Origin of the sequence: Devosia sp. UYZn731 (assembly GCF_040546795.1) — a bacterium.
In the GTDB taxonomy this organism is placed as follows: Bacteria; Pseudomonadota; Alphaproteobacteria; order Rhizobiales; family Devosiaceae; genus Devosia.
Map to the genome: position 1 here is coordinate 276,829 of NZ_JBEPOL010000003.1, position 19,186 is coordinate 296,014.

The 19,186-nt window shown below is 63.8% G+C and carries 18 protein-coding genes and 1 pseudogene; 8 read left to right on the forward strand and 11 right to left on the reverse strand.

What is annotated here, in order from left to right:
• Positions 1–27 precede the first annotated feature (27 nt).
• The 5 genes from ABIB57_RS09260 to ABIB57_RS09280 form a co-directional block, all read right to left on the reverse strand.
• Positions 28–444 carry a DoxX family protein gene (locus ABIB57_RS09260; protein WP_354040201.1) on the reverse strand — a complete coding sequence of 139 codons (417 nt, stop codon included), beginning with the start codon at positions 442–444 and terminating at the stop codon, positions 28–30.
• 21 nt (positions 445–465) lie between these two features.
• Entirely contained in the window at positions 466–867 is a 402-nt protein-coding gene (locus ABIB57_RS09265; RefSeq protein WP_354040203.1) for a VOC family protein, read from the reverse strand.
• 75 nt (positions 868–942) lie between these two features.
• Positions 943–2,211, reverse strand: a complete 1,269-nt coding sequence (locus tag ABIB57_RS09270; protein WP_354040205.1) for an RNA polymerase sigma factor — start codon at positions 2,209–2,211, stop codon at positions 943–945.
• On the reverse strand, positions 2,208–2,597 hold the full coding sequence (locus ABIB57_RS09275) for a YciI family protein (RefSeq protein ID WP_354040207.1): 390 nt from the start codon (positions 2,595–2,597) through the stop codon (positions 2,208–2,210). Before ABIB57_RS09275 ends, ABIB57_RS09270 begins: the two co-directional genes overlap by 4 nt.
• A 205-nt stretch (positions 2,598–2,802) precedes the next feature.
• Positions 2,803–3,666, reverse strand: a complete 864-nt coding sequence (locus ABIB57_RS09280; RefSeq protein WP_354040209.1) for an EamA family transporter — start codon at positions 3,664–3,666, stop codon at positions 2,803–2,805.
• Between the two features lie 241 nt (positions 3,667–3,907).
• Here ABIB57_RS09280 and ABIB57_RS09285 point away from each other — a divergent pair, with 241 nt between their 5' ends.
• Genes ABIB57_RS09285 through ABIB57_RS09300 form a run of 4 tightly spaced genes read left to right on the forward strand, consistent with a single transcriptional unit; the run spans position 3,908 to position 7,620 of the window.
• Positions 3,908–4,969 carry an aldo/keto reductase gene (locus tag ABIB57_RS09285; RefSeq protein ID WP_354040210.1) on the forward strand — a complete coding sequence of 354 codons (1,062 nt, stop codon included), beginning with the start codon at positions 3,908–3,910 and terminating at the stop codon, positions 4,967–4,969.
• Entirely contained in the window at positions 4,962–5,645 is a 684-nt protein-coding gene (locus ABIB57_RS09290) for a fumarylacetoacetate hydrolase family protein (protein ID WP_354040212.1), read from the forward strand. The genes ABIB57_RS09285 and ABIB57_RS09290 overlap by 8 nt, the downstream gene beginning before the upstream one ends.
• Positions 5,645–6,733, forward strand: a complete 1,089-nt coding sequence (locus ABIB57_RS09295; RefSeq protein WP_354040214.1) for an ATP-dependent DNA helicase — start codon at positions 5,645–5,647, stop codon at positions 6,731–6,733. Before ABIB57_RS09290 ends, ABIB57_RS09295 begins: the two co-directional genes overlap by 1 nt.
• Positions 6,730–7,620 (forward strand): transglutaminase family protein, encoded by an 891-nt coding sequence (locus tag ABIB57_RS09300; RefSeq protein WP_354040216.1) that lies wholly within the window; start codon positions 6,730–6,732, stop codon positions 7,618–7,620. Before ABIB57_RS09295 ends, ABIB57_RS09300 begins: the two co-directional genes overlap by 4 nt.
• Positions 7,621–7,781: 161 nt before the next feature.
• Here ABIB57_RS09300 and ABIB57_RS09305 read toward each other — a convergent pair whose 3' ends face one another.
• Positions 7,782–8,618, reverse strand: coding sequence for a transglutaminase-like domain-containing protein (locus tag ABIB57_RS09305; protein ID WP_354040218.1), 837 nt, complete (start codon positions 8,616–8,618; stop codon positions 7,782–7,784).
• A gap of 66 nt (positions 8,619–8,684) precedes the next feature.
• Complete coding sequence (locus ABIB57_RS09310; protein ID WP_354040220.1) at positions 8,685–9,017, reverse strand: nuclear transport factor 2 family protein; 333 nt, start codon at positions 9,015–9,017, stop codon at positions 8,685–8,687.
• Positions 9,018–9,215: 198 nt separating this feature from the next.
• On the opposite strand from ABIB57_RS09310, the pseudogene ABIB57_RS09315 reads away from it, so the two are divergent.
• Positions 9,216–10,979, forward strand: a pseudogene (locus ABIB57_RS09315) (cation:proton antiporter domain-containing protein); the annotation flags it as partial.
• A gap of 781 nt (positions 10,980–11,760) precedes the next feature.
• A complete protein-coding gene (locus ABIB57_RS09320) occupies positions 11,761–12,189 on the forward strand; it encodes an RrF2 family transcriptional regulator (RefSeq protein WP_299730540.1) in 429 nt (142 codons plus the stop codon).
• A 318-nt stretch (positions 12,190–12,507) separates the two neighbouring features.
• Here ABIB57_RS09320 and ABIB57_RS09325 read toward each other — a convergent pair whose 3' ends face one another.
• From ABIB57_RS09325 to ABIB57_RS09340, 4 genes are all read right to left on the reverse strand, one after another.
• On the reverse strand, positions 12,508–13,317 hold the full coding sequence (locus tag ABIB57_RS09325; protein WP_354040222.1) for an ABC transporter permease subunit: 810 nt from the start codon (positions 13,315–13,317) through the stop codon (positions 12,508–12,510).
• Positions 13,317–14,339, reverse strand: coding sequence for an ABC transporter permease subunit (locus tag ABIB57_RS09330; RefSeq protein WP_354040223.1), 1,023 nt, complete (start codon positions 14,337–14,339; stop codon positions 13,317–13,319). Before ABIB57_RS09330 ends, ABIB57_RS09325 begins: the two co-directional genes overlap by 1 nt.
• Positions 14,340–14,496: 157 nt before the next feature.
• A complete protein-coding gene (locus ABIB57_RS09335; protein ID WP_354040224.1) occupies positions 14,497–15,639 on the reverse strand; it encodes an ABC transporter ATP-binding protein in 1,143 nt (380 codons plus the stop codon).
• Positions 15,640–15,829: 190 nt separating this feature from the next.
• Positions 15,830–16,921, reverse strand: coding sequence for a polyamine ABC transporter substrate-binding protein (locus ABIB57_RS09340; RefSeq protein ID WP_354040226.1), 1,092 nt, complete (start codon positions 16,919–16,921; stop codon positions 15,830–15,832).
• 403 nt (positions 16,922–17,324) lie between these two features.
• Between ABIB57_RS09340 and ABIB57_RS09345 the strand changes: the two genes are divergently transcribed.
• Positions 17,325–18,272 (forward strand): pseudouridine-5'-phosphate glycosidase, encoded by a 948-nt coding sequence (locus tag ABIB57_RS09345; RefSeq protein WP_354040228.1) that lies wholly within the window; start codon positions 17,325–17,327, stop codon positions 18,270–18,272.
• On the forward strand, positions 18,269–19,153 hold the full coding sequence (locus ABIB57_RS09350) for a carbohydrate kinase family protein (RefSeq protein ID WP_354040230.1): 885 nt from the start codon (positions 18,269–18,271) through the stop codon (positions 19,151–19,153). The genes ABIB57_RS09345 and ABIB57_RS09350 overlap by 4 nt, the downstream gene beginning before the upstream one ends.
• Positions 19,154–19,186 lie beyond the last annotated feature (33 nt).

A 19,186-nucleotide genomic window follows, 5' to 3' on the forward strand; every position in this document is an offset into this window, starting at 1 on the left:
GCTAGACGGCCTGAGGGCGAGGAGAACTCAGCGCACGATAGGAAATATGGCGCGCAGGCGGGGGTTGCGCAGCCAGATGCCACCCCAGGCGAAGACGCCCATATAGACGCCGAACAGGTCGTGGGTGAATAGCGGCGAGCCGATGCGCACATGGGCGGAGACGGCGCCGCCCAGATAGGCGGTTAGCAGTACGGCGCCCAGCACCGAGGTGCGCGGGATGGCGTAGAGCAGTGTGCCCACGAGGCTGAGGATGCCGAGCAGGCGGGCATATTCGACGGGGTAGCCCAGCTCGGTCATGGTATCGATCACCGGCTGGATCGGTACCAGCTTGATGGCGCCATCAAAGATCATGAAAGCGATGAACAGTCCCGAAAGCACCCAGCCGAGCCAGAAGGTCCAGTTGCGGGGTGGGGCGAGGGCGGTGGAATTATCGATGGCGGCCATGATGGATCTCCTGCTGGGGGGTTACTTCTTGACCGATTGGCCGATGGTCCAGACGACGCCGTAGGGGTCGGTGAGCTGGCCATAGATATCGCCCCAGAACTCGACCTTGATGGGCGACTTGATAGCGCAGCCGGCGCCGACTGCACGGTCCCACCAGGACTGGGCGTCCTCGACCTGCAGGTGCAGCATGAAGGCGGCCGGGGCGACGGCCGGATAGCCGTAGTCGGGGAAGAAGTCGGAGATGAACAGCGGCGCGCCGTTAATCTGGACCTGGCTGTGGATGACCTTGCCGTCCATGCCATCGGCATCGCGCACGTCGATGACCTGTGCGGCAAAGGCTTTCTCGTAGAAGGCAATGGCGGCCCTGGTGCCGTCGATGCTGATATAGGGCGTCAGGCCGCTGGTGGCTGGGGTGTCGGTCATGGTGTGGTTTCCTCCGTTTGTGGGTTTCTGCAAGTACGACGAGCGGTAGCCGGCGACTTCGACAGCGCACGTCGATTATTTTGCGGCGGCCGCCGGATCGGGAAGCGCAGGGGCGCTCAAGGCATCGAGGTGGGCGCGGATATGGGCCGCTTCGGCCGGCGAATTGGCCAGCGCGATGGCGCGGTTGAAGGCGAGGCGGGCGGCGGTTGCATTGCCGAGCTGCTGCAACAGGCCACCCCGGACCCCGTGGAAATGGAAATAGTTGTCGAGCTGGTCGGCGAGGGGAGCGATCAAAGCGAGGGCAGCGGCCGGGCCCCGGGATTTGGATACCGCGACGGCACGGTTGAGGGTGATGACCGGGGACGGCTGGATGACTTCGAGGATCTGGTAGAGGCGGTCGATGGCGGCCCAGTCGGTATCCTGGGCATGCCGAGCGCGGGCGTGCTGGGCGGCGATGGCGGCCTGCACCTGGTAGCTGCCGGGGGTGCCGTGGCGCAGGGCCTTGTCAACCAGCGCCAGGCCTTCGGCGATCTTGGGGCGGCTCCACAAGGCGCGATCCTGTGCGTCGAGCAGTACGATCTGGCCACTGACATCGGTGCGGGCGGGCGAGCGCGAATGTTGCAGCAGCATCAGCGCGCAGAGGCCCATGATTTCGGGCTGGGCCGGGAAGAGCTGCAAGAGCAGGCGGGTCAGGCGAATGGCTTCGTCGCAAAGCTGGGCGGCGGCGGGATCGGCATGGCCGCGCGAATAGCCTTCGTTGAAGACCAGATAGAGCATGAGCGCGACGGTGCCGATCCGTTCCTGCCGCGCCACGGCATCGGGCGGATCGAACGGCGTGTCGTTGGCGGCGATGCGGGCCTTGGCGCGGGTGATGCGTTGCTCCATGGCGGTTTCGCTGACGAGGAAGGCACGGGCGATTCTTGCGGTCGGGACGCCGGCGATGATGCGGAGCGCCAGCGCGATCTGCTGGTTGGCAGGCAGGTCGGGGTGGCAGCAGATGAACAACAGGCGCAGGATATCGTCGCGGTAATGCTCGCCATCGAGGCGCTCGGCGATATTGGCTTCGGCGTCATCGAGGTCCGATAGCCGGTCTTCGGGCGGCAGGGCGACATTGCGGCGGCTCTTGCGGATGGCGTCGACGCCCGAATTGCGGCCGACGAAAATCAGCCAGGCGGTGGGATCGCGCGGCGGGCCCTTGTCGGGCCAGGTGCGGATAGCGCGCAGGCACGCCTCCTGAAAGGCCTCTTCGGCGGTATCGAGCTGGCGGAAATAGCGCAGCAGGGCACTGACCGCCTGTGGGCGGGCGGCGGCAAGCGCAGCGCCGATCCAGGCATTGTCGGTCATGTGGCCCCGCTTCCCACCGCGATGGTGTTGGGGAAAAACAGGGAGACGGGGCGCAGTTCGTAAGCGCCGATGCCCGGATTGGCCACGGCCAAGTCCTTGGCGAAGGCGATGGCCTCGTCCAGCGTGTCGGCCTCGACGACGTAGAAGCCGAGGAACTGCTCCTTGGTTTCGGCAAAGGGGCCATCGATGACCATGGTGCCGGTTGCCGATTTGCGCAAAGTGGTGGCCGCGGTGGTGGGCAGCAGGCGCGCGACCGGGCCCATCTTGCCCTTGGCGGCCATATCGCCCTGGACTTTGGCGAGGCGCGCCATACAGGCATCGTCCTCCTCCTTGGTCCAGGAGGCGACGGCGTTTTCGTCGTTATAGCAGAGGATGGCGTATTGCATGGCGTGTCCCTGTCATGAGGTTATGACGGATGACTATGCCCAAGACAGACACGGCTTGCAGCGTTTTTTTCACCTCTCCCTCTGGGGGAGAGGTCGACCCCATTGGGTCGGGTGAGGGGGCCTTTACTGGGTGAGGTGTGCGGGGAAGGCCCCTCACCCGTCGCTGCGCGCCGACCTCTCCCCCAAAGGGAGAGGTGAAGAAAGGCTAGGCCAAAGGAGGAGTATCTCGCGTGATGGTGGCGGTGCCGCCGATGGAGGCGAGGACGATGCAGGTGATGCCGGCGATCTGCCAGGCGCTGAGCTGTTCGGACAGGATGACAAACCCGGCAATCGCCGCGAGGCCCGGATGGGCGCTGGCGAGGATGGAGAACAGGCGCGTCGGGATGTGGGGCAGGGCGATCATGTCCAGGGTATAGGGGATGGCGCTGGACAGCAGGGCCACGCCCAAGGCGATCGGCAGGATGGCTGGATCGACCAGGGCCATGCCGGCCGAGGCAATGCCGAAGGGAAGGGCAATGATGGCCGCAAGGCCGACGCCGAGGGCGGCGATATGGGGGCCACCGCCGGTGCCGGCGCGCTGGCCGAAGACGATATAGCCGGCCCAGCAGATGCCGGTGGCCAGCGCCAGCGCGATGCCGACGGGGTCGAGGGCGCCGCTCATCTTGCCAAACGGCAAGAGGGCAAGGAAGCCGAGCAGGGCCATGCCAATCCAGAGGAAATCGAGCGGCTTGCGCGAGCCCGCCAGGGCCACGGCGAGCGGGCCGGTGAATTCGAGGGCGACGGCGATGCCGAGGGGAATGCGCGCGATGGCGCCGTAGAACAGCAGGTTCATGGCGCCCATGGCGGCGCCATAAAGCAGCACGGCACGCCATTGGCTTGCGTCGAGCTTATGGCGCCAGGGGCGGAACAAGGCGAGTAGCGCCAGCGCGGCCAGGGTCAAGCGCAGGGCAGTAGCGCCCGAGGCACCGACCGCGGGAAACAGGCCCTTGGCCAGCGAGGCGCCGATTTGCGTCGCCACCATGCCGAAGGTGATGAGGGCGACGGGCAGAATGATGGAAGACGGGCGCACGCTGCGACTCTCAGAATTGCGCCTGTGCGTAGCAGGGTTCTGCGATATTTCCCACCGCGTCATTCCCGCCAAAGCCGGAACTCATCGCTGTCACGAGCCTCGCAAAGAACAGGTTCCGGCTTTGGGGGAATGACGCGGTGGTCGAGATACGGCCTTCGCGGGAATGGCGCCGTGCTTTATGTAGGTGCGATAGTTCCGTGAGTCTGCCTACGGTGCGGCTTCGGGCAAGAGGAAGTTGATTATGGAATATCGGTTGCTGGGCCGTTCAGGGCTCAAAGTTTCGGTGCTGACCATGGGCACGATGACGTTTGGCGGCAGCGAGAAGGTCGGCCATACCGACCAGGCCAATGCCAATCGGCAGATCGACCTGTGTCTCGACCATGGCATCAACCTGCTCGATACCGCCAATGTCTACAATGCGGGCGTCTCCGAGGAGATGATCGGGGTGGCGCTGAGCGAGAACGGCCGTCGCGACAAGGCGCTGGTGGCGACGAAGGTGCGCTTCAAGATGGGCGATGGTCCCAACGAGATCGGGCTGAGCCGGCATCATATCGTGGCGCAGGCGGAAGCGAGCCTCAAGCGGCTCAAGACCGACGCGATCGATCTCTATCAGGTTCACGAATGGGACGGGCTGACGCCGATCGAGGAGACGATGGAAGCGCTCGATACGCTCGTGAAGCAGGGCAAGGTACGCTATATCGGCTGCTCGAATTATTCGGGCTGGCACATCATGAAGGCGCTCGCCGCGGCCGATTCGCGGCACGGGCAGCGGTTCGTCAGCCAGCAGATCCACTACACGCTGCATTCGCGCGAAGCCGAATATGAGCTGGTGCCGATTACGCTGGACCAAGGCCTGGGCATCCTGATCTGGTCGCCGCTGGCTGGTGGCCTGCTGAGCGGCAAGTATCGCCGCAATGGCGGGCCGGAGGCGGGGCGCCATGTGGGTGGCTCGAAGGAGCCGCCGGTGCCGAACTGGGATCGCCTCTACGATATCGTCGACGTGGTCGTGGAGATTGCGGACGCCCGTGGCGTATCGGGCGCACAGGTGGCGCTGGCCTGGGAACTGGGCCGACCCGGCGTGACCTCCGTGATCATCGGCGGGCGCAGCGAAGCGCAGTTCAAGGACAATCTCGCCGCGGCGGAATTGAAACTGACGGACGACGAGCGCGCAAGGCTCGACAAGGTCAGCCAGCCGCCCATGCTGTATCCTTATTGGCACCAGACGTTCACGGCCGCCGATCGCGCGGGGCCGATCGACATGACCTTGCTTGCTCCTTTCGTGGAAGAAGATCGCCGTGGCTGATTTCCTGTTCGAACCTTACGCGCCTGCCAGTGTGCCGATTGCGCGAGGCGGGCTGTTCGCCGTCCGCCGCATCTATTGCGTGGGGCGCAACTATGCCGAGCACATCCGCGAAATGGGCAATGACGAGCGCGATCCGCCGTTCTTTTTCGCCAAGCCGGCCGATGCGCTGGTGATCGGCGGGGCGGACACGCCCTATCCGAGCCTGACGGCCGATTTCCATCACGAGATCGAGCTGGTCGTGGCGATCGGCAAGGATGGCGAGAATATCGCCGAGGCCGATGCGCTGGACCATGTCTATGGCTACGCGGCGGGCATCGACATGACGCGGCGCGACCTGCAGGCCGTGGCCAAGAAGGCCGGGCGGCCGTGGGAAATGGCCAAGGGGTTCGATTTTTCGGCGCCGATCGGCTCGATCGAGCCAGCGAGCAATATTGGCCATCCGGACAAGGGCGCCATCACGCTGAGCGTCAATGGACAGGAGCGGCAGCGCGGCGATCTGGGCGACCAGATCTGGAGCGTGGCGGCGACGATTGCCGAACTGTCGCGCTTCGTGGCGCTCAAGGCCGGCGACCTGATCATGACCGGCACGCCCTCGGGCGTCAGCGCGGTGGTGCGGGGCGACCTGTTGGAAGGCAAGATCGAAGGCGTCGGCACGGTCAGGACCAGAATAGTCTGATGGTTGAATGGTCGCCCCAGCAGGACGCGGCGCTCGTCGCCGTCGCCGAATGGCTCAAGGACAAGAACGGGCCGCAAGTGTTCCGCCTGTTCGGCTGGGCCGGCACGGGCAAGTCGACGCTGGCGGTGCACCTGGCGCAGGACGTCAAGAGCGTCAAATACGCGGCCTTTACCGGCAAGGCGGCGCTGGTGATGCGCAAGCGCGGCTGCAAGGGCGCGCAGACTATCCATAGCCTGATCTATACGCTGGTCAGCGAGAAAGAGGGCGAGCCGCGTTTCGTGCTCGATCCGGAATCGCCCGCGGCCGACGCCGGCCTGATCGTCATCGACGAAGTGTCGATGGTGGACGAGCAGCTGGGGCGGGACCTGCTGAGTTTTGGCGTCAAGGTGCTGGTGCTGGGCGATCCGTTCCAGCTGCCGCCGGTGCAGGGCGCGGGCTTTTTCACCGCCGAAGAGCCCGACATCATGCTGACCGAGATTCACCGTCAGGCGGCGGACAATCCGATCATCCACCTGTCGATGCAGGTGCGCGAGGGCGGCTATCTCGAGCGCGGCAGCTATGGCGAGTCCGTGGTGGTCGGTCGCGAAGACGTGGATCGCGGCGCGGTGCTGCTGGCCGACCAGGTGCTGGTGGGGCGCAACAAGACGCGGTTGCAATATAACGACCGGCTGCGCGAGCTGAAGGGGCTGCCCTTCCACGAGCCGGTCGAGGGCGACCGCATGGTTTGCCTGCGCAATAATCCGCGCAAGAAGCTGCTCAATGGACAAATCTGGATCTGCACCGAGGTGACGCGCCGCACCAATGGCAAATGGAGCCTGTTGATGGCCGACGACGAGGGCAAGGGCGAGACGCGGGTCTTGACCCACAAGGCGTTCTTTTCCGGCGAGGAAGACGCCATGAGCTGGCCCGAACGGCGGCAGTTCGACGAATTCACCTTTGGCTACTGCCTGACCGTGCACAAGGCGCAGGGCAGCCAGTGGGACAATGTCTATCTGTTCGACGAGAGTTTTGTGTTCCGCGAGGAGCGGGCACGCTGGCTTTATACCGGCATCACGCGGGCAGCCGAAAAGATCACGGTCGTTTCGTGACCCTGCTGCAAGTCAGTCATCAGACGGTTTACAGCTATGCCACGCCAGTGCGGTTCGGCGAGCATCGCATGCTGGTGCGACCGCGCGACAGCATGGAGCAGACGCTGGAGAGCTTCAGCCTGCGCATCTGGCCGGAGCCCAAAGCTGTGCGCTGGATTCATGACGTGTTCGGCAATGGGATCGCGATTGCCGAGTTCGAGGGCGAGGCCAAGCAGTTGCGGATCGAGGCACATATGGTGCTCGATCATGCGCCGGAACTGACGCCCGATTTCGAGATCGACACCCGGGCGCGGAGTTATCCGTTTGAGTATGCGGCCGCCGACGCGATCGACCTGGCGTCGACGACGCTGCGGCAGTTTCCGGAGCAGACTGAAGTCGATGCCTGGGCGCGGCGGTTCGTCAATGCCGGCGGGGCGACCAATACGGGCAATCTCCTGATGACGATGACCTATGCCATCAAGGAAGGCTTCAAATATCTGCGGCGGCCCGATCCGGGGACGCAGACGCCGGCCGTGACGCTGTCCACACGCCAGGGGACGTGCCGCGATTTCGCCTGGCTGATGATGGAGGCGTGCCGGTCGCTGGGATTTTCGGCGCGGTTTGTGACGGGCTACCTCTATTCACCGGCGCGGGACGGTTATCATCGCGGCGGCGGGGCGACCCATGCCTGGTGCCAGGTTTATCTGCCGGGCGCGGGCTGGGTGGAGTTCGATCCGACCAATGGCATTATCGGCACGCGGGATTTGATCCGGGTGGGCGTGGCGCGGGAGCCAAGGCAGGCGATCCCGATTGCGGGGACGTTTATCGGGAGCAAGGGCGACTATATCGGCATGGACGTCGAGGTGAAGGTGGAGCGTGTGGTGTCGTTGCAGGATGGCATGGGGTAGACCCCGTCCGTTCGTATAGATACTGGACAACCACTTTGGCCTTCCCGCGGACTTGATCGGCGGGTCTCTCGTCGTGAGTGCCAGCCTGATAGTGGCCCGCGGATCAAGTCCGCGGGAAGCGACGGTGGGTGGGATATTTCAGGTGCGAACGCGGGAATTTGCTAAACCCGCGCCACGCTTACCGCATCCGTGGTCCACTCCTCATTCTTGTCGCCGTCGATGGCTTCGCTCCAGACGCGGATCGGCATGGAGTTGACGTTGCCGTAGATGGTGGCGAAGGCCGTGTCGGCAGCGTCGCGGCCGCAGCCGATGCGGACCATGCCGTCCAGCGCGGCCATGCGGGTGGCGTCGAACAGATACCAGCGGTCGCCCAGATAGGCCTCGAACACGGCGTGGAAATCCTGCGGCTGCAATTGCCAGGCGTAGCAAGAGACGAAGCGGGCCGGGATGCCCAGCGCGCGGCAAAAGGTGATGCCCAGATGGGCGAAGTCGCGGCAGACCCCGGCACGGGTTGAAAACGTATCGGCGGCAGTCGTGCTGGTGTCGCTGGAGCCGAACATGTAGTCGACTTCGCCGTTGATCCAGTTGCAGATTTCGGTGACGCGCTGGAAGCCGGGCTGGATATTGCCGAATTGCCGGCCGGCGAAGCGGGCAAGCTGGTCCGACGGGCAATACCGCGACGGATTGATATAGGCCATGGTGTCGAGCGGCAGCTTTGCCACCGGCACCTCGCCAATGAAGTCGGGCTGCTGGTGCACCGGATCGAGCTCGACCACGGCCTCGTAGCGCAATTGCACCGGACCCTGCGGCGCGGTGAGGCGGAGATAGCGGTTGCCGGTATCGGCGGCGGTGTTCTCGTCGGCCTCGTATTGCGGGGTGATGGTGAGGGTTTCGTGCAAGATGGATTGTCGCCCGCCGCGCATGGCCTCGATGTTGAAAATCAGCGTTGCAGCGTCATTGACCTCGTAGCCGATTTCACAGCCGACATTAAATCTCACGGGCGTTCCTCTGCGGCCATACCGCGTTATTGCGACAACACGGGCGCCACGCCGTGGTTCCGGCGGTCAGGCGCCCGAAATCTTCATTTCGCGGATTTTGTCATCGGCGAAGACGAAGGTGAAAACGCCGGGCCCGGTATAGAAGCTGCTGGTCCAGTCGACGTTCAGGCTAATGCGCTCTGGCGTCTCTTCGATGACGGAGCCGAAGGTCATGGTCCCCTTGGCGCCGATCAGTTCCTTGTCGCTCCAGCCGCGAATGGCGGTGAGGCCGGAAAAGCGGCGGCCCCAGTCTTCGACAATGCCCGAGGGGGGAAAAAAGCCTAGGAAAGCGTCGGTGTCGCCGCCATTGATGGCGTCGCGGACCTGGATGAGGATTGGTGGAAGGCTTTCGTCGGCCATTGCTGATCCTCCGGCGTGCTGGTTACGCCATGACAAAGCCGAACTTACCCTGATGTATCGCCTAATGTGAAGGCTTGCGGCCAAACATGCGGGATTGCTCGATTTTCCGACGCCATGCGCTTGCATGCGGAAGGCCAATACCCCATCTTGTCCGTAGAGTTTAGTTCGACAGGTTTATTACCGCTCCGGAGGCGCCCCATGCAGCATGAAACCCCCCTGATCACCATGATCGTCGCGGGTCTTGTGCTTGCATACATATTTGGGATGATCGCCAACCGGTTCAAGATGCCCCCATTGGTGGGGTATCTGTTCGCCGGCATGCTGGCGGGGCCCTATACGCCGGGCTTTGTGGCCGACCAGGCACTGAGCGCCGAACTCGCCGAAATCGGCGTGATCCTGCTGATGTTCGGCGTGGGCCTCCATTTTTCGCTCAAGGATTTGTTGAGCGTGCGCGCCCTGGCGATTCCGGGCGCACTGGTACAGATCGCCTTTGCAACGCTGCTCGGACTGGGGCTGGCGACGCTGCTGGGCTGGGGCCTGGGCGCCGGTATCCTGTTTGGCCTCGCGCTATCGGTGGCTTCCACAGTGGTGCTGCTCAAGGCCCTGCAGGACAAGCGCCTGATCGAGACTGAAAAGGGCCGCATCGCAGTTGGCTGGCTGATCGTCGAAGATCTGGCCATGGTGCTGGCGCTGGTGCTGATCCCCGCCTTTGCGAGCCTGTCCGGCAATGCCGAAAGCGCCATCCACGATCCATTCGTATCGTTCGTCGAGCGCATCCTGGGCATGCAGATCGGCATTTACGGCGTTATTGCACTGACCCTGATCAAGGTTGCGGCCTTTGTGGGCTTCATGCTGATCGTCGGACGCCGCGCGATTCCCTGGGCCCTGCATGCCACGGCCCATACCGGCTCGCGCGAACTGTTCCGCCTGGCGGTGCTGGCCATTGCGCTGGGCGTGGCGCTGGGTTCCTCGCTGTTGTTCGGCGTGTCGCTGGCGCTGGGCGCGTTCTTTGCCGGCATGATGCTGGCGGAGAGCGAACTGAGCCAACGGGCGGCGCAGGAAACCCTGCCGCTGCGTGACGCTTTCGCTGTGCTGTTCTTCGTCTCCATCGGCATGCTGTTCGATCCGTCCATTCTGGTCAGCCAGCCACTGCAGGTTTTGGCGACGGTGTTCATCATCGTCATCGGCAAGTCGGTGGCGGCCTTTGCCATCGTGCTGCTGTTCCGGCGACCGGTGGCCACAGCGCTGACGATTTCGGCCAGCCTGGCGCAGATCGGTGAATTCTCGTTCATCCTGGCCAGCATGGGGGTGTCGCTAGCGATCCTGCCCAAGGAAGGGCAGGATTTGATCCTGGCCGGTGCGTTGATTTCCATCGTGCTCAATCCCGTGGTGTTCTGGGCCGTCGAGATGGCCAAGCCGCGGCTGGAGCAGCGCGTCGCGCGTCGTCGCGGCGAGCCCGAAGTGCGGATCGAGCCTGGCGACAATACCGTTGCGGTCGAAGGCGCGATTGCGCCCGAAGCGCCCGCCGCAGAGGCGCCGGTTTCGGACCATGAGGACGAGGCCCAGCCGACGCGGCAGAAGGACCATACGATCCTGGTCGGTTTTGGCCGGGTGGGTCGCGTGGTCGGGCAGGGGCTCAAGGATGCCGGCGCATCGCTGGTGGTGATCGAGGATTCCGATCACAGCATCGCTTATGCGCGCTCCAAGGGTATCGAAGTGGTCAGCGGCAATGCGGCCAGCGCCGAGGTGCTGAAGCTGGCCAACCTGGCGCAGGCCAAGGTGTTGATGATCGCCATTCCCAATGGCTTTGAGGCCGGAACGGTGGTTGAGGTTGGCCGCAAGATCAATCCGGGCATCCGCATTCTGGCGCGGGCGCATTCGGAAGACGAAGAGAACCATCTGCGGCACCTGGGCGCCGACCAGGTGATCATGGGCGAGCGCGAGATCGGCCTGGGCATGCTCGCCTGGCTGCGCGGCGAGCGCACCGAGGATATCGTCGACACGGCCCCGGTGCCGCCAGTGGAGCCCAAGCTGGCGCCGGTGGACAATATTCTGGAAAAGGCCGCAGCGACCGCTGCGGTGGTTGCGACCCAACCCCCGGTCGCGGCTGAGGCGCCCGTGCCAGTGGAACTGGTGGCGACCCGGGAGCCGATCGGCGCGGCCGAACCTGCCGCCGTGCAGCCCGCCGCAAAGGCGGAAGCCGCCGAGGTGGCGGCGCCCGAAACCGTCATCGAATTGCCGCCGCCGGCTGCGCCGCTCAAGGATGTAGCGGTGATCGAGGCGGTCGAGGCAGCGCCGGTTGCGGCGACGGAACCGGTGGTCGGCGAAGAGGCCGCTATCGTCGAGGCTGCAATGCTGGAAAGCGTCGAGGCGACGCCGGCCGTGGCCGAGACGCCGCAAGAGATTGCCGAGCCCGCCTTGCCTGCCGACGAGACGCCTGAAGAAGAGGCGGCGGAAGACGAGATTTATGAAGGCAGCCCGGTGATCGTGCCGGCGGCGCCTGGGATTGCCGATGCGGCCCCTGCCGAAATCGTGGCTGTGGCTCCGGCCGAGCCGGTGAGCGAGGTGCAGGCCGAAATCGCGGCTGAGGCTGAGGCAGAAATCGAAGCTGAGGATGAAGTCTCCGAGGGTAGCCCGGTGGTTTCGGTTGACGCCGAGCCTGGGTCGGAGCCAAGCGAGCCGGAAGAGCCTAAAGTGCCGCCTGTCGTGCCAGAACCCAAGATTTGAAAGTCACTGAGCTTCGATGATTTCGCAGAAGGCCAAATATGCTCTGCGCGCGCTGGTGTCACTGGCGCGGGCCCAGCGTGGCGCCACGATGATGATCGGCGACATCGCGCGCGAGCAGGCGATCCCCAAAAAATTCCTCGAACAGATCCTCTTGGAACTCAAGCGGGCTGGGTTTGTGGCGAGCCGGCGTGGGCGGACCGGGGGCTATGAGTTGCTCAAGGCGCCCGAGGAAATTCGCTTCGGCGAGGTGCTGCGGTTGATCGATGGGCCGATCGCGCCGCTGCCCTGTTTGTCCAAAATTGCCTATCGCAAATGCGAGGATTGCCGGGAGGAAAGCTCTTGCGAAATCCGGCATGTGTTCGAGCGGGTGACGCTGGCGACGCGCGCAGTGCTCGACAGTACAACCCTGGCGGATTCGCTGCGTCTGGAAGACCTTCCAGTCTAGGCAAAAGAAAAGGGCCGCATTGCTGCGACCCTTCCATGAGTATTCGGCCTCAAGTGCCTGACGATCTCTCGTCTGAAGGAAGTGTGTTCTAGCCGAGGCTTACCCCCGACACGAACACATTATATCCAAGACCCTCTTCGAGCGCCGTAATCTCATAAGCCATTGGATCACCTCCTTCACGTTGGTTGAACATGAGGAAAGCATGCGCCCGTTTTTCCGACCTGTAAATAGGTCCATTTATGAACGGAACGCGAACTAAATATGAACAAACGCTGATTAGATTTTACGTGATCGGCGGTGTAGCGTGAACGACTCAGTTCAGGCGCGCGCCTTTTTGGGGCGCGAGCGGAGCTGAAAGATGGTGGCGGCGAAGACGCCGAGGGCGACGAAGCCGATGATGATGGTGGCGAGCGCATTGACGTCGGGCGAGACGCCGAGCTTGACCTTGCTGAAGATCACCATGGGTAGGGTGGACGAGCCGGGGCCGCTTACGAAGCTGGCGATCACCAGATCGTCGAGCGAGAGGGTGAAGCCCAGCAGCCAGCCCGACACCAGCGCCGGAGCGATGATGGGCAGGGTAATGTCGAAGAAGACGCGGGCCGGAGTGGCGCCGAGATCCATGGCGGCTTCCTCGAGGCTCATGTCGAAGTCGGCGAGGCGCGACTGCACCACGACGCAGACATAGGCCATGCAGAAGGTCGAATGCGCCAGGATGATGGTGAGCATGCCGCGGCCGGCGGGCCAGCCGAAAATGCTCTCCATGCCCACGAACAGCAGCAACAGCGACAGGCCGGTGATGACGTCAGGCATGACCAGCGGGGCCGAAACCATGCCGGAGAGGGCGGTGCGGCCGCGGAAGCGGCGGAACCGGACGAGGGCGATGGCGCAGAGCGTGCCCAGCACCAGCGCGATGGTGGCCGAGACGGCGGCGATGCGCAGGCTCAGCCAGGCGGCGCCCAGCATTTGCGGATCGGCGAACAGCTCGCCATACCATTTGGTGGAGAAGCCCGACCAGACGGTGACGAGGCGGCTTTCGTTGAACGAGAACACGACCAGCGAAATGATGGGCGCATAGAGGAAGACGAAGCCCAGGATGGCCATTGTGGGCAGGAACCAGCCGCGGCGCATTATTTGGTCCTCGCGGTGTCTTGCACGGCGTCCTGCGCCTTTTGCAGCAGCATGATGGGCACCACGACGACCACCAGCATGGCAATAGCCACGGCGGCGGCGCGCGGCCAATTGGTATTGGTGAAGAACTCGTCCCAGAGCACACGGCCGATCATCAGGGTTTCGGGCCCGCCAAGCAGCGAGGGTATGACGAATTCGCCGATGGCGGGAATGAAGACCAACATCGAGCCGGCAATGACGCCGGGCATGGAGAGCGGCAGGGTGATGGAAAAGAAAGTTCGCATCGGGCGACCGCCCAGATCGGCGGAGGCTTCGAGCAGGGCGCCATCGAGCTTCACCAGATTTGTGAACAGCGGCAGGATCATGAAGGGGAGGTAGGTGTAGACGATGCCCACATAGACGGCGAAATCGGTCTGCATCATCACGAAGGGCAGCGAGGGCATCTGCAAGCCCGACCAGACCATGACTGTGTTGAAGCCGTTGATGACGTGCTGGAAGCCGATGAATTCCAGGAATTGGTTGATGACGCCATTGCCGCGCATGAAGCCGGTCAGCGCATAGACGCGCAGCAGGAACGAGGTCCAGAACGGCAAGATGACCAGCATAAGAAGGATGTTGCGCCAGCGATCGGAGGAGCGAGCGATGAAATAGGCCATCGGAAAGCCGATCAGCAGCGCGAAGATGGTCGAGATGAAGGCGATCTTGATCGAGTTGAGATAGGCCGCGACATAGAGGCTGTCGGTGAACAGGCGGACGTAATTGGACAGGTGCAGGGTAAGCTGCACGGTGCCGTCTTCGGTGGTCAGCAGATCGGAATAGGGCGGCTTGCCGAACTGCTTGGTGGCCAGCGATATGCCGAAGACCACGGCGAGGGGGATCAGGAACAAAAGCGTCAGCCAGGCGGCGGGCGCGGCGATGACGAGAGCGCGGCCGGAGAGGCCCACGGCAGCGAAGGCGCGCTCGACGACGGTCCAGGGACGGCGACGGCGTGGAGCGGGGTGATCGATGTCGAAGGAGCTCATGGCTCACCTCTCCCTTCGGGGGAGAGGTCGACCCGCTTGGGTCGGGTGAGGGGGCCTTTGCGGCGCTGGGTGTTTGGGGAAGGCCCCCTCACCGGGCGCTGCGCGCCGACCTCTCCCCCCAGGGCGAGGTGAAGAAAGCCGATGCCCACAAGCCCGCTCATACCGTCAGCACCGAGCCGGCATTGTCGTCCCAGGTGCAGTAGACGGGCTCGTCCCAGGTGATGGCGTCGGGATTGCCGCGGACGGTGTTGGTCTGGGTGACGCGCAGGCGTTTGCCGCTGTCGAGCAGGATCTGATAGACGCTCATGTCGCCCAGATAGCCGATGTCTTCGACCAGACCCTTGGTGACATTGGCGTCGCCTTCGGGGCGTTCGCGGCTGAGGGCGATCTTTTCGGGGCGGATGGCCCACCAGAGGATCTGGTCGGGAGCGCAATCGACGCCGTGGCCGACGAAGATATCGCAGCCCAGCTCGGCCGATCGGATGCGCACGTGATCGGCCTCGTCCTCGGTGACGACGCCCTCGACCATGTTGACCGAGCCGATGAATCCGGCGACGAACTTGGAATTGGGGAATTCGTAGATATCGGTGGGCTCGCCGATCATGGCGATTTCGCCGTAGTTCATCACGCCGATACGGGTGGCGAGGCTCATGGCCTCTTCCTGGTCGTGGGTGACGACGATGAAAGTGACGCCCAGCGTTTCCTGGATTTTGACCAATTCGAACTGGGTTTCCTCGCGTAGCTTCTTGTCGAGCGCGCCGAGGGGTTCGTCGAGCAGCAGCAGTTTTGGTCGCTTGGCGAGCGAGCGGGCGAGAGCGACGCGCTGGCGTTGGCCCCCCGAAAGCTGGTCGGGGCGGCGCTTGCCGTAGTCCTGCAGCTTGACGAGGGACAGGAGTTCAGCCACGCGGTCGGCGATTTCGGCCTTGGGCAGGTGGTCGCGCTTGAGCCCATAGGCGATGTTCTGCTCCACATTCATGTGCGGGAACAGCGCATAGGACTGGAACATCATGTTGACGGGGCGATTGTAGGGCGCGACGCCGGTCATGTCCTGGCCGTCGATTTCTATTCTGCCGGAGGTGGGCTCCTCAAAGCCCGCCAGCATGCGCAGCAGGGTGGATTTACCCGAGCCCGAGCCGCCCAGCAGGCAGAACAGTTCGCCCTTGTAGATGTCGAGAGAGACATCCGCGACGGCATACACGTCACCGAATTTCTTGGTGACGTTGCTGATGCGCACGAAGGGTTTTGCGGCAGGATCGCGCCAGGGGCGGGTGTCAGCAGCGATCTGAGGTTTCTTGGCCATTACAGGTTCCCAGGCAGGCGCATCAGGTGGAGAGCCACAATCAGTTCCCTCCCCCTTGTGGGGAGGGTTAGGGTGGGGGTGCTGTGGAGCGATCCCGAGCAGGATGCCCGTTTGAACGTCCGGCGACCCCCACCCTCATTCCCTCCCCACAAGGGGGAGGGAGGCAGATCAGGGCGCGCCGAACTCGGCCCTACTGCCCCGTCTTGATGCGGGTCCAGGTGCGGGTCAGGGTTTCTTCGAAATCGGGGCTGTGGGCACCCAGCACGAAGGCCTTGGCGATGGTTTCGGCCGGCGGATAGATGCCGGGATTGTTCTTGACGGCGTCGTCCACGAACTCGGTCGCCTTCAAATTCGGGTTGGCGTAGAATACGTAATTGGTGATCGCGGCGACGACCTTGGGCTCAAGGATGTAGTTGATGAACTTCATCGCATTGTCGGGGTGCGGTGCATCGGCGGGGATGGCGAGGAAGTCGAACAGGGTCGCGGCGCCTTCCTTGGGGATGACGTATTTGACTTCGGCTGGCGTGGCGGCCTTGGCGGCGGCGTCGACGGCCTGGAACACGTCGCCCGAATAGCCCAGCGCCACGCAGGTTTCGCCATTGCCCAGGTCGTCGATATACTGGCTCGAGCTGTAGTAGCGGATATAGGGCTTGATCGAGGTCAGCAGCGCCTCGGCCTTGGCGAGATCGTCCTCGTTCTCCGAATTGGGATCGAGGCCCAGATAGTTCAGCGCGATGCCGACGACTTCGGACGGGCTGTCGAGCAGGCTGATGCCGCAGGAGGCGAGCTTTTCGGCATTTTCAGGCTTGAAGATCAGGTCCCAGCTATCGACCGGGGCAGCGTCGCCCAGCGCTTCCTTGACCTTGGCGACATTGTAGCCATAGCCGATGGTGTTGATCATGTAGGGCACGGCGTGGGCATTGTCGGGGTCCTGCTTGGACGCCGTCGCCATCACGGCCGGGTCGAGATTGACCAGGTTGGGGAGCTTGGATTTGTCGAGCGGCAGGATCAGGTCGGCCTTGATCTGGCGTTCGAGGAAATTGCCCGAGGGCACGACGACGTCATAGCCCGAGGAGCCAGCCAGGAGCTTGGCATCGACGATCTCGTTATTGTCGTAGACGTCGTAATTGACCTTGATGCCGGTCTCCGCCTCAAAATTGGCGATGGTGTCCTCGGCAATATAGTCGGACCAGTTATAGACGTTGAGCACGGCTTCTTCCTGGGCCACGGCGGGGGCCGCGACCATCAGGGCGCCAAGGGCGAGGACGAGCGATTTGTTCATCTGGATTGAACTCCTGTGAGGGTCGATTTTTGGCGGTGCCGCGTTCTGACGCGCGGCAATTGGCGAAGCCGGACGCGCTTATCTTTGCGGGCCGAGAAGAACTGAAAAAACCGATAGGGTTGCACCAAGGGGATGCCGGCGGGCATCGGGACAGTCGCTGGTCATGGGCCCGGGGCCGGGCGCGTATCGATCCGCCAACAAGGCGAAATCAATGATGATCGTCTTCAGCGAAGTAACCCTTGGCGCGAGGAATATGGGGGCAAGCTAGAGCCAAAATTGCGGGGCCACAAGAGATTGCGTGGCAAGATTTTGCAGGGGTTGACGCGCGGCGCGGCGCAAGCGCAAAACCGGGGCAACAGGGCCGCAGCAGGCGGCCGTTTGACCCTAGTGACGGAGCGCGAACATGAGCGCCAAAGCGTATCTCTCGATCAGCAATGAAGTGAAGGCCGCTCTTGCGGCCGGCAAGCCGGTGGTGGCGCTGGAATCCACCATCATCACCCATGGCATGCCCTATCCGCAGAACCTGGAAATGGCCAAGAACGTCGAGGCGGTGGTGCGCAAGCATGGCGCCGTGCCGGCGACGATCGCCATCATGGACGGGCGCTTCGCAGTGGGCGTTTCGGGTGATGATCTGGAGCGGCTGGCGCTGGAGGGCGGCAAGGCCGCCAAGGCATCGCGGCGCGATGTTGCGGCGCTGCTGGTGCAGGGCGGTATGGCGGGCACCACGGTGGCGACCACGATGCAGATCGCGGCGCTGGCGGGGATCGCCATTTTCGCCACCGGTGGTATTGGCGGCGTGCATCGCGGCGCCGAGGACACGTTCGATATTTCGGCGGACTTGGAGGAATTGAGCCGCACGCCGGTGGCGGTGATCTGCGCGGGTGCCAAGTCGATCCTGGATATCGGCAAGACGCTCGAAGTGCTGGAGACCAATGGCGTGCCGGTGCTGGGCTATGGCACCGACGAGTTCCCGGCATTCTGGGCGCGGGTCAGCGGGCACAAGGTGGATCACCGGTTCGATGATGTCGCCGATCTCGCCAAGGTGGTGGCGCTGCAGATCGAGCTGGGCATGGGGGGCGTCTTGATCGCCAATCCGATTCCCGAGGCCGATGCGTTGGATGCGGCCAGCATCGAGGCGCGCATTGCCGAGGCCATTCGCGGGGCCGAAACCGAAGGGGTGTCGCGCAAGGCGCTGACGCCGTTCCTACTCAACCGCATTTTCGAATTGACCGAAGGCAGGTCGCTCAAGTCCAATATCGCGCTGGTGGAAAACAACGCCAAGGTCGCGGCGCAGATCGCGGTTGCACTGGCTGCGCGGGCCCAGCCCAAGCCTGCGATCCGTCGCGCATGAAACGACAGGTTCTGGTCGTCGGCGATGTGATGACCGATGTTATCGTCATGCCCGAAGGGCCGCTGGTCCGGGGCAGTGATCGGCGCGCCAAGGTGCGCAGCCGGCCAGGCGGCTCGGGCGCCAATCAAGCCGTTTGGCTGGGCGCCATGGGGGCCGAGGTGGGGCTGGTGTCGCGGGTCGGCGCCGACGAGCTGCATATGTACGAGAATTATTTCCGTGGGCTGGACGTGGTGCCATTCCTCGCGGGCGACAAGGAATTGCCATCGGGCGTGCTGGTGACCATCGTTGATCCGGATGGGGAGCGGAGCTTCCTGACCGATCGCGGGGCGAACCTGAACCTGTGTGCCGACGATCTGCCAGAGAGTCTGCTCGACGGGCTGGGTATGGTGGTGGTCTCAGGTTATGCGCTGTTCGCGCCGGGACCGCGCGCGGCGGTGCGCGACTTCATGGTGCGGGCCAAGACGAGCGGGGTGGCTGTCGCCGTCGATCCGGCGTCGGAAGGGTTTTTGCTCGAAGTGGGGCCAGACAGGTTCATCGAATGGACGGCGGGGGCGGACTGGATTTTCGCCAATCAGGACGAGGCGGAAACGCTGTGCGGGGCGGTGGAACTGGATGTGCAGATGCGGCTGTTGGGTGCGCATTACGTCAATGTGGTGATCAAGCGCGGGCGCTTCGGCGCGGCTTTGGGCGGTTCGCACGGGATCAGGCTGACCATGGAGGCGCCGGTGGTAACGGTGGTGGATTCCACCGGGGCGGGCGATGCGTTCGCAGCGGGGTTTCTGGCGGCGCATGTGGATGGGGCGAGCGTCGAGCAGTCATTGTCGCGTGCCATCGAGGCGGGGGCCAAGGCGGTGCGTTCGATTGGCGGGCAGCCCGCCTAAGGGCCATGGTTTGGTCCCAATCGACAGTGCTAG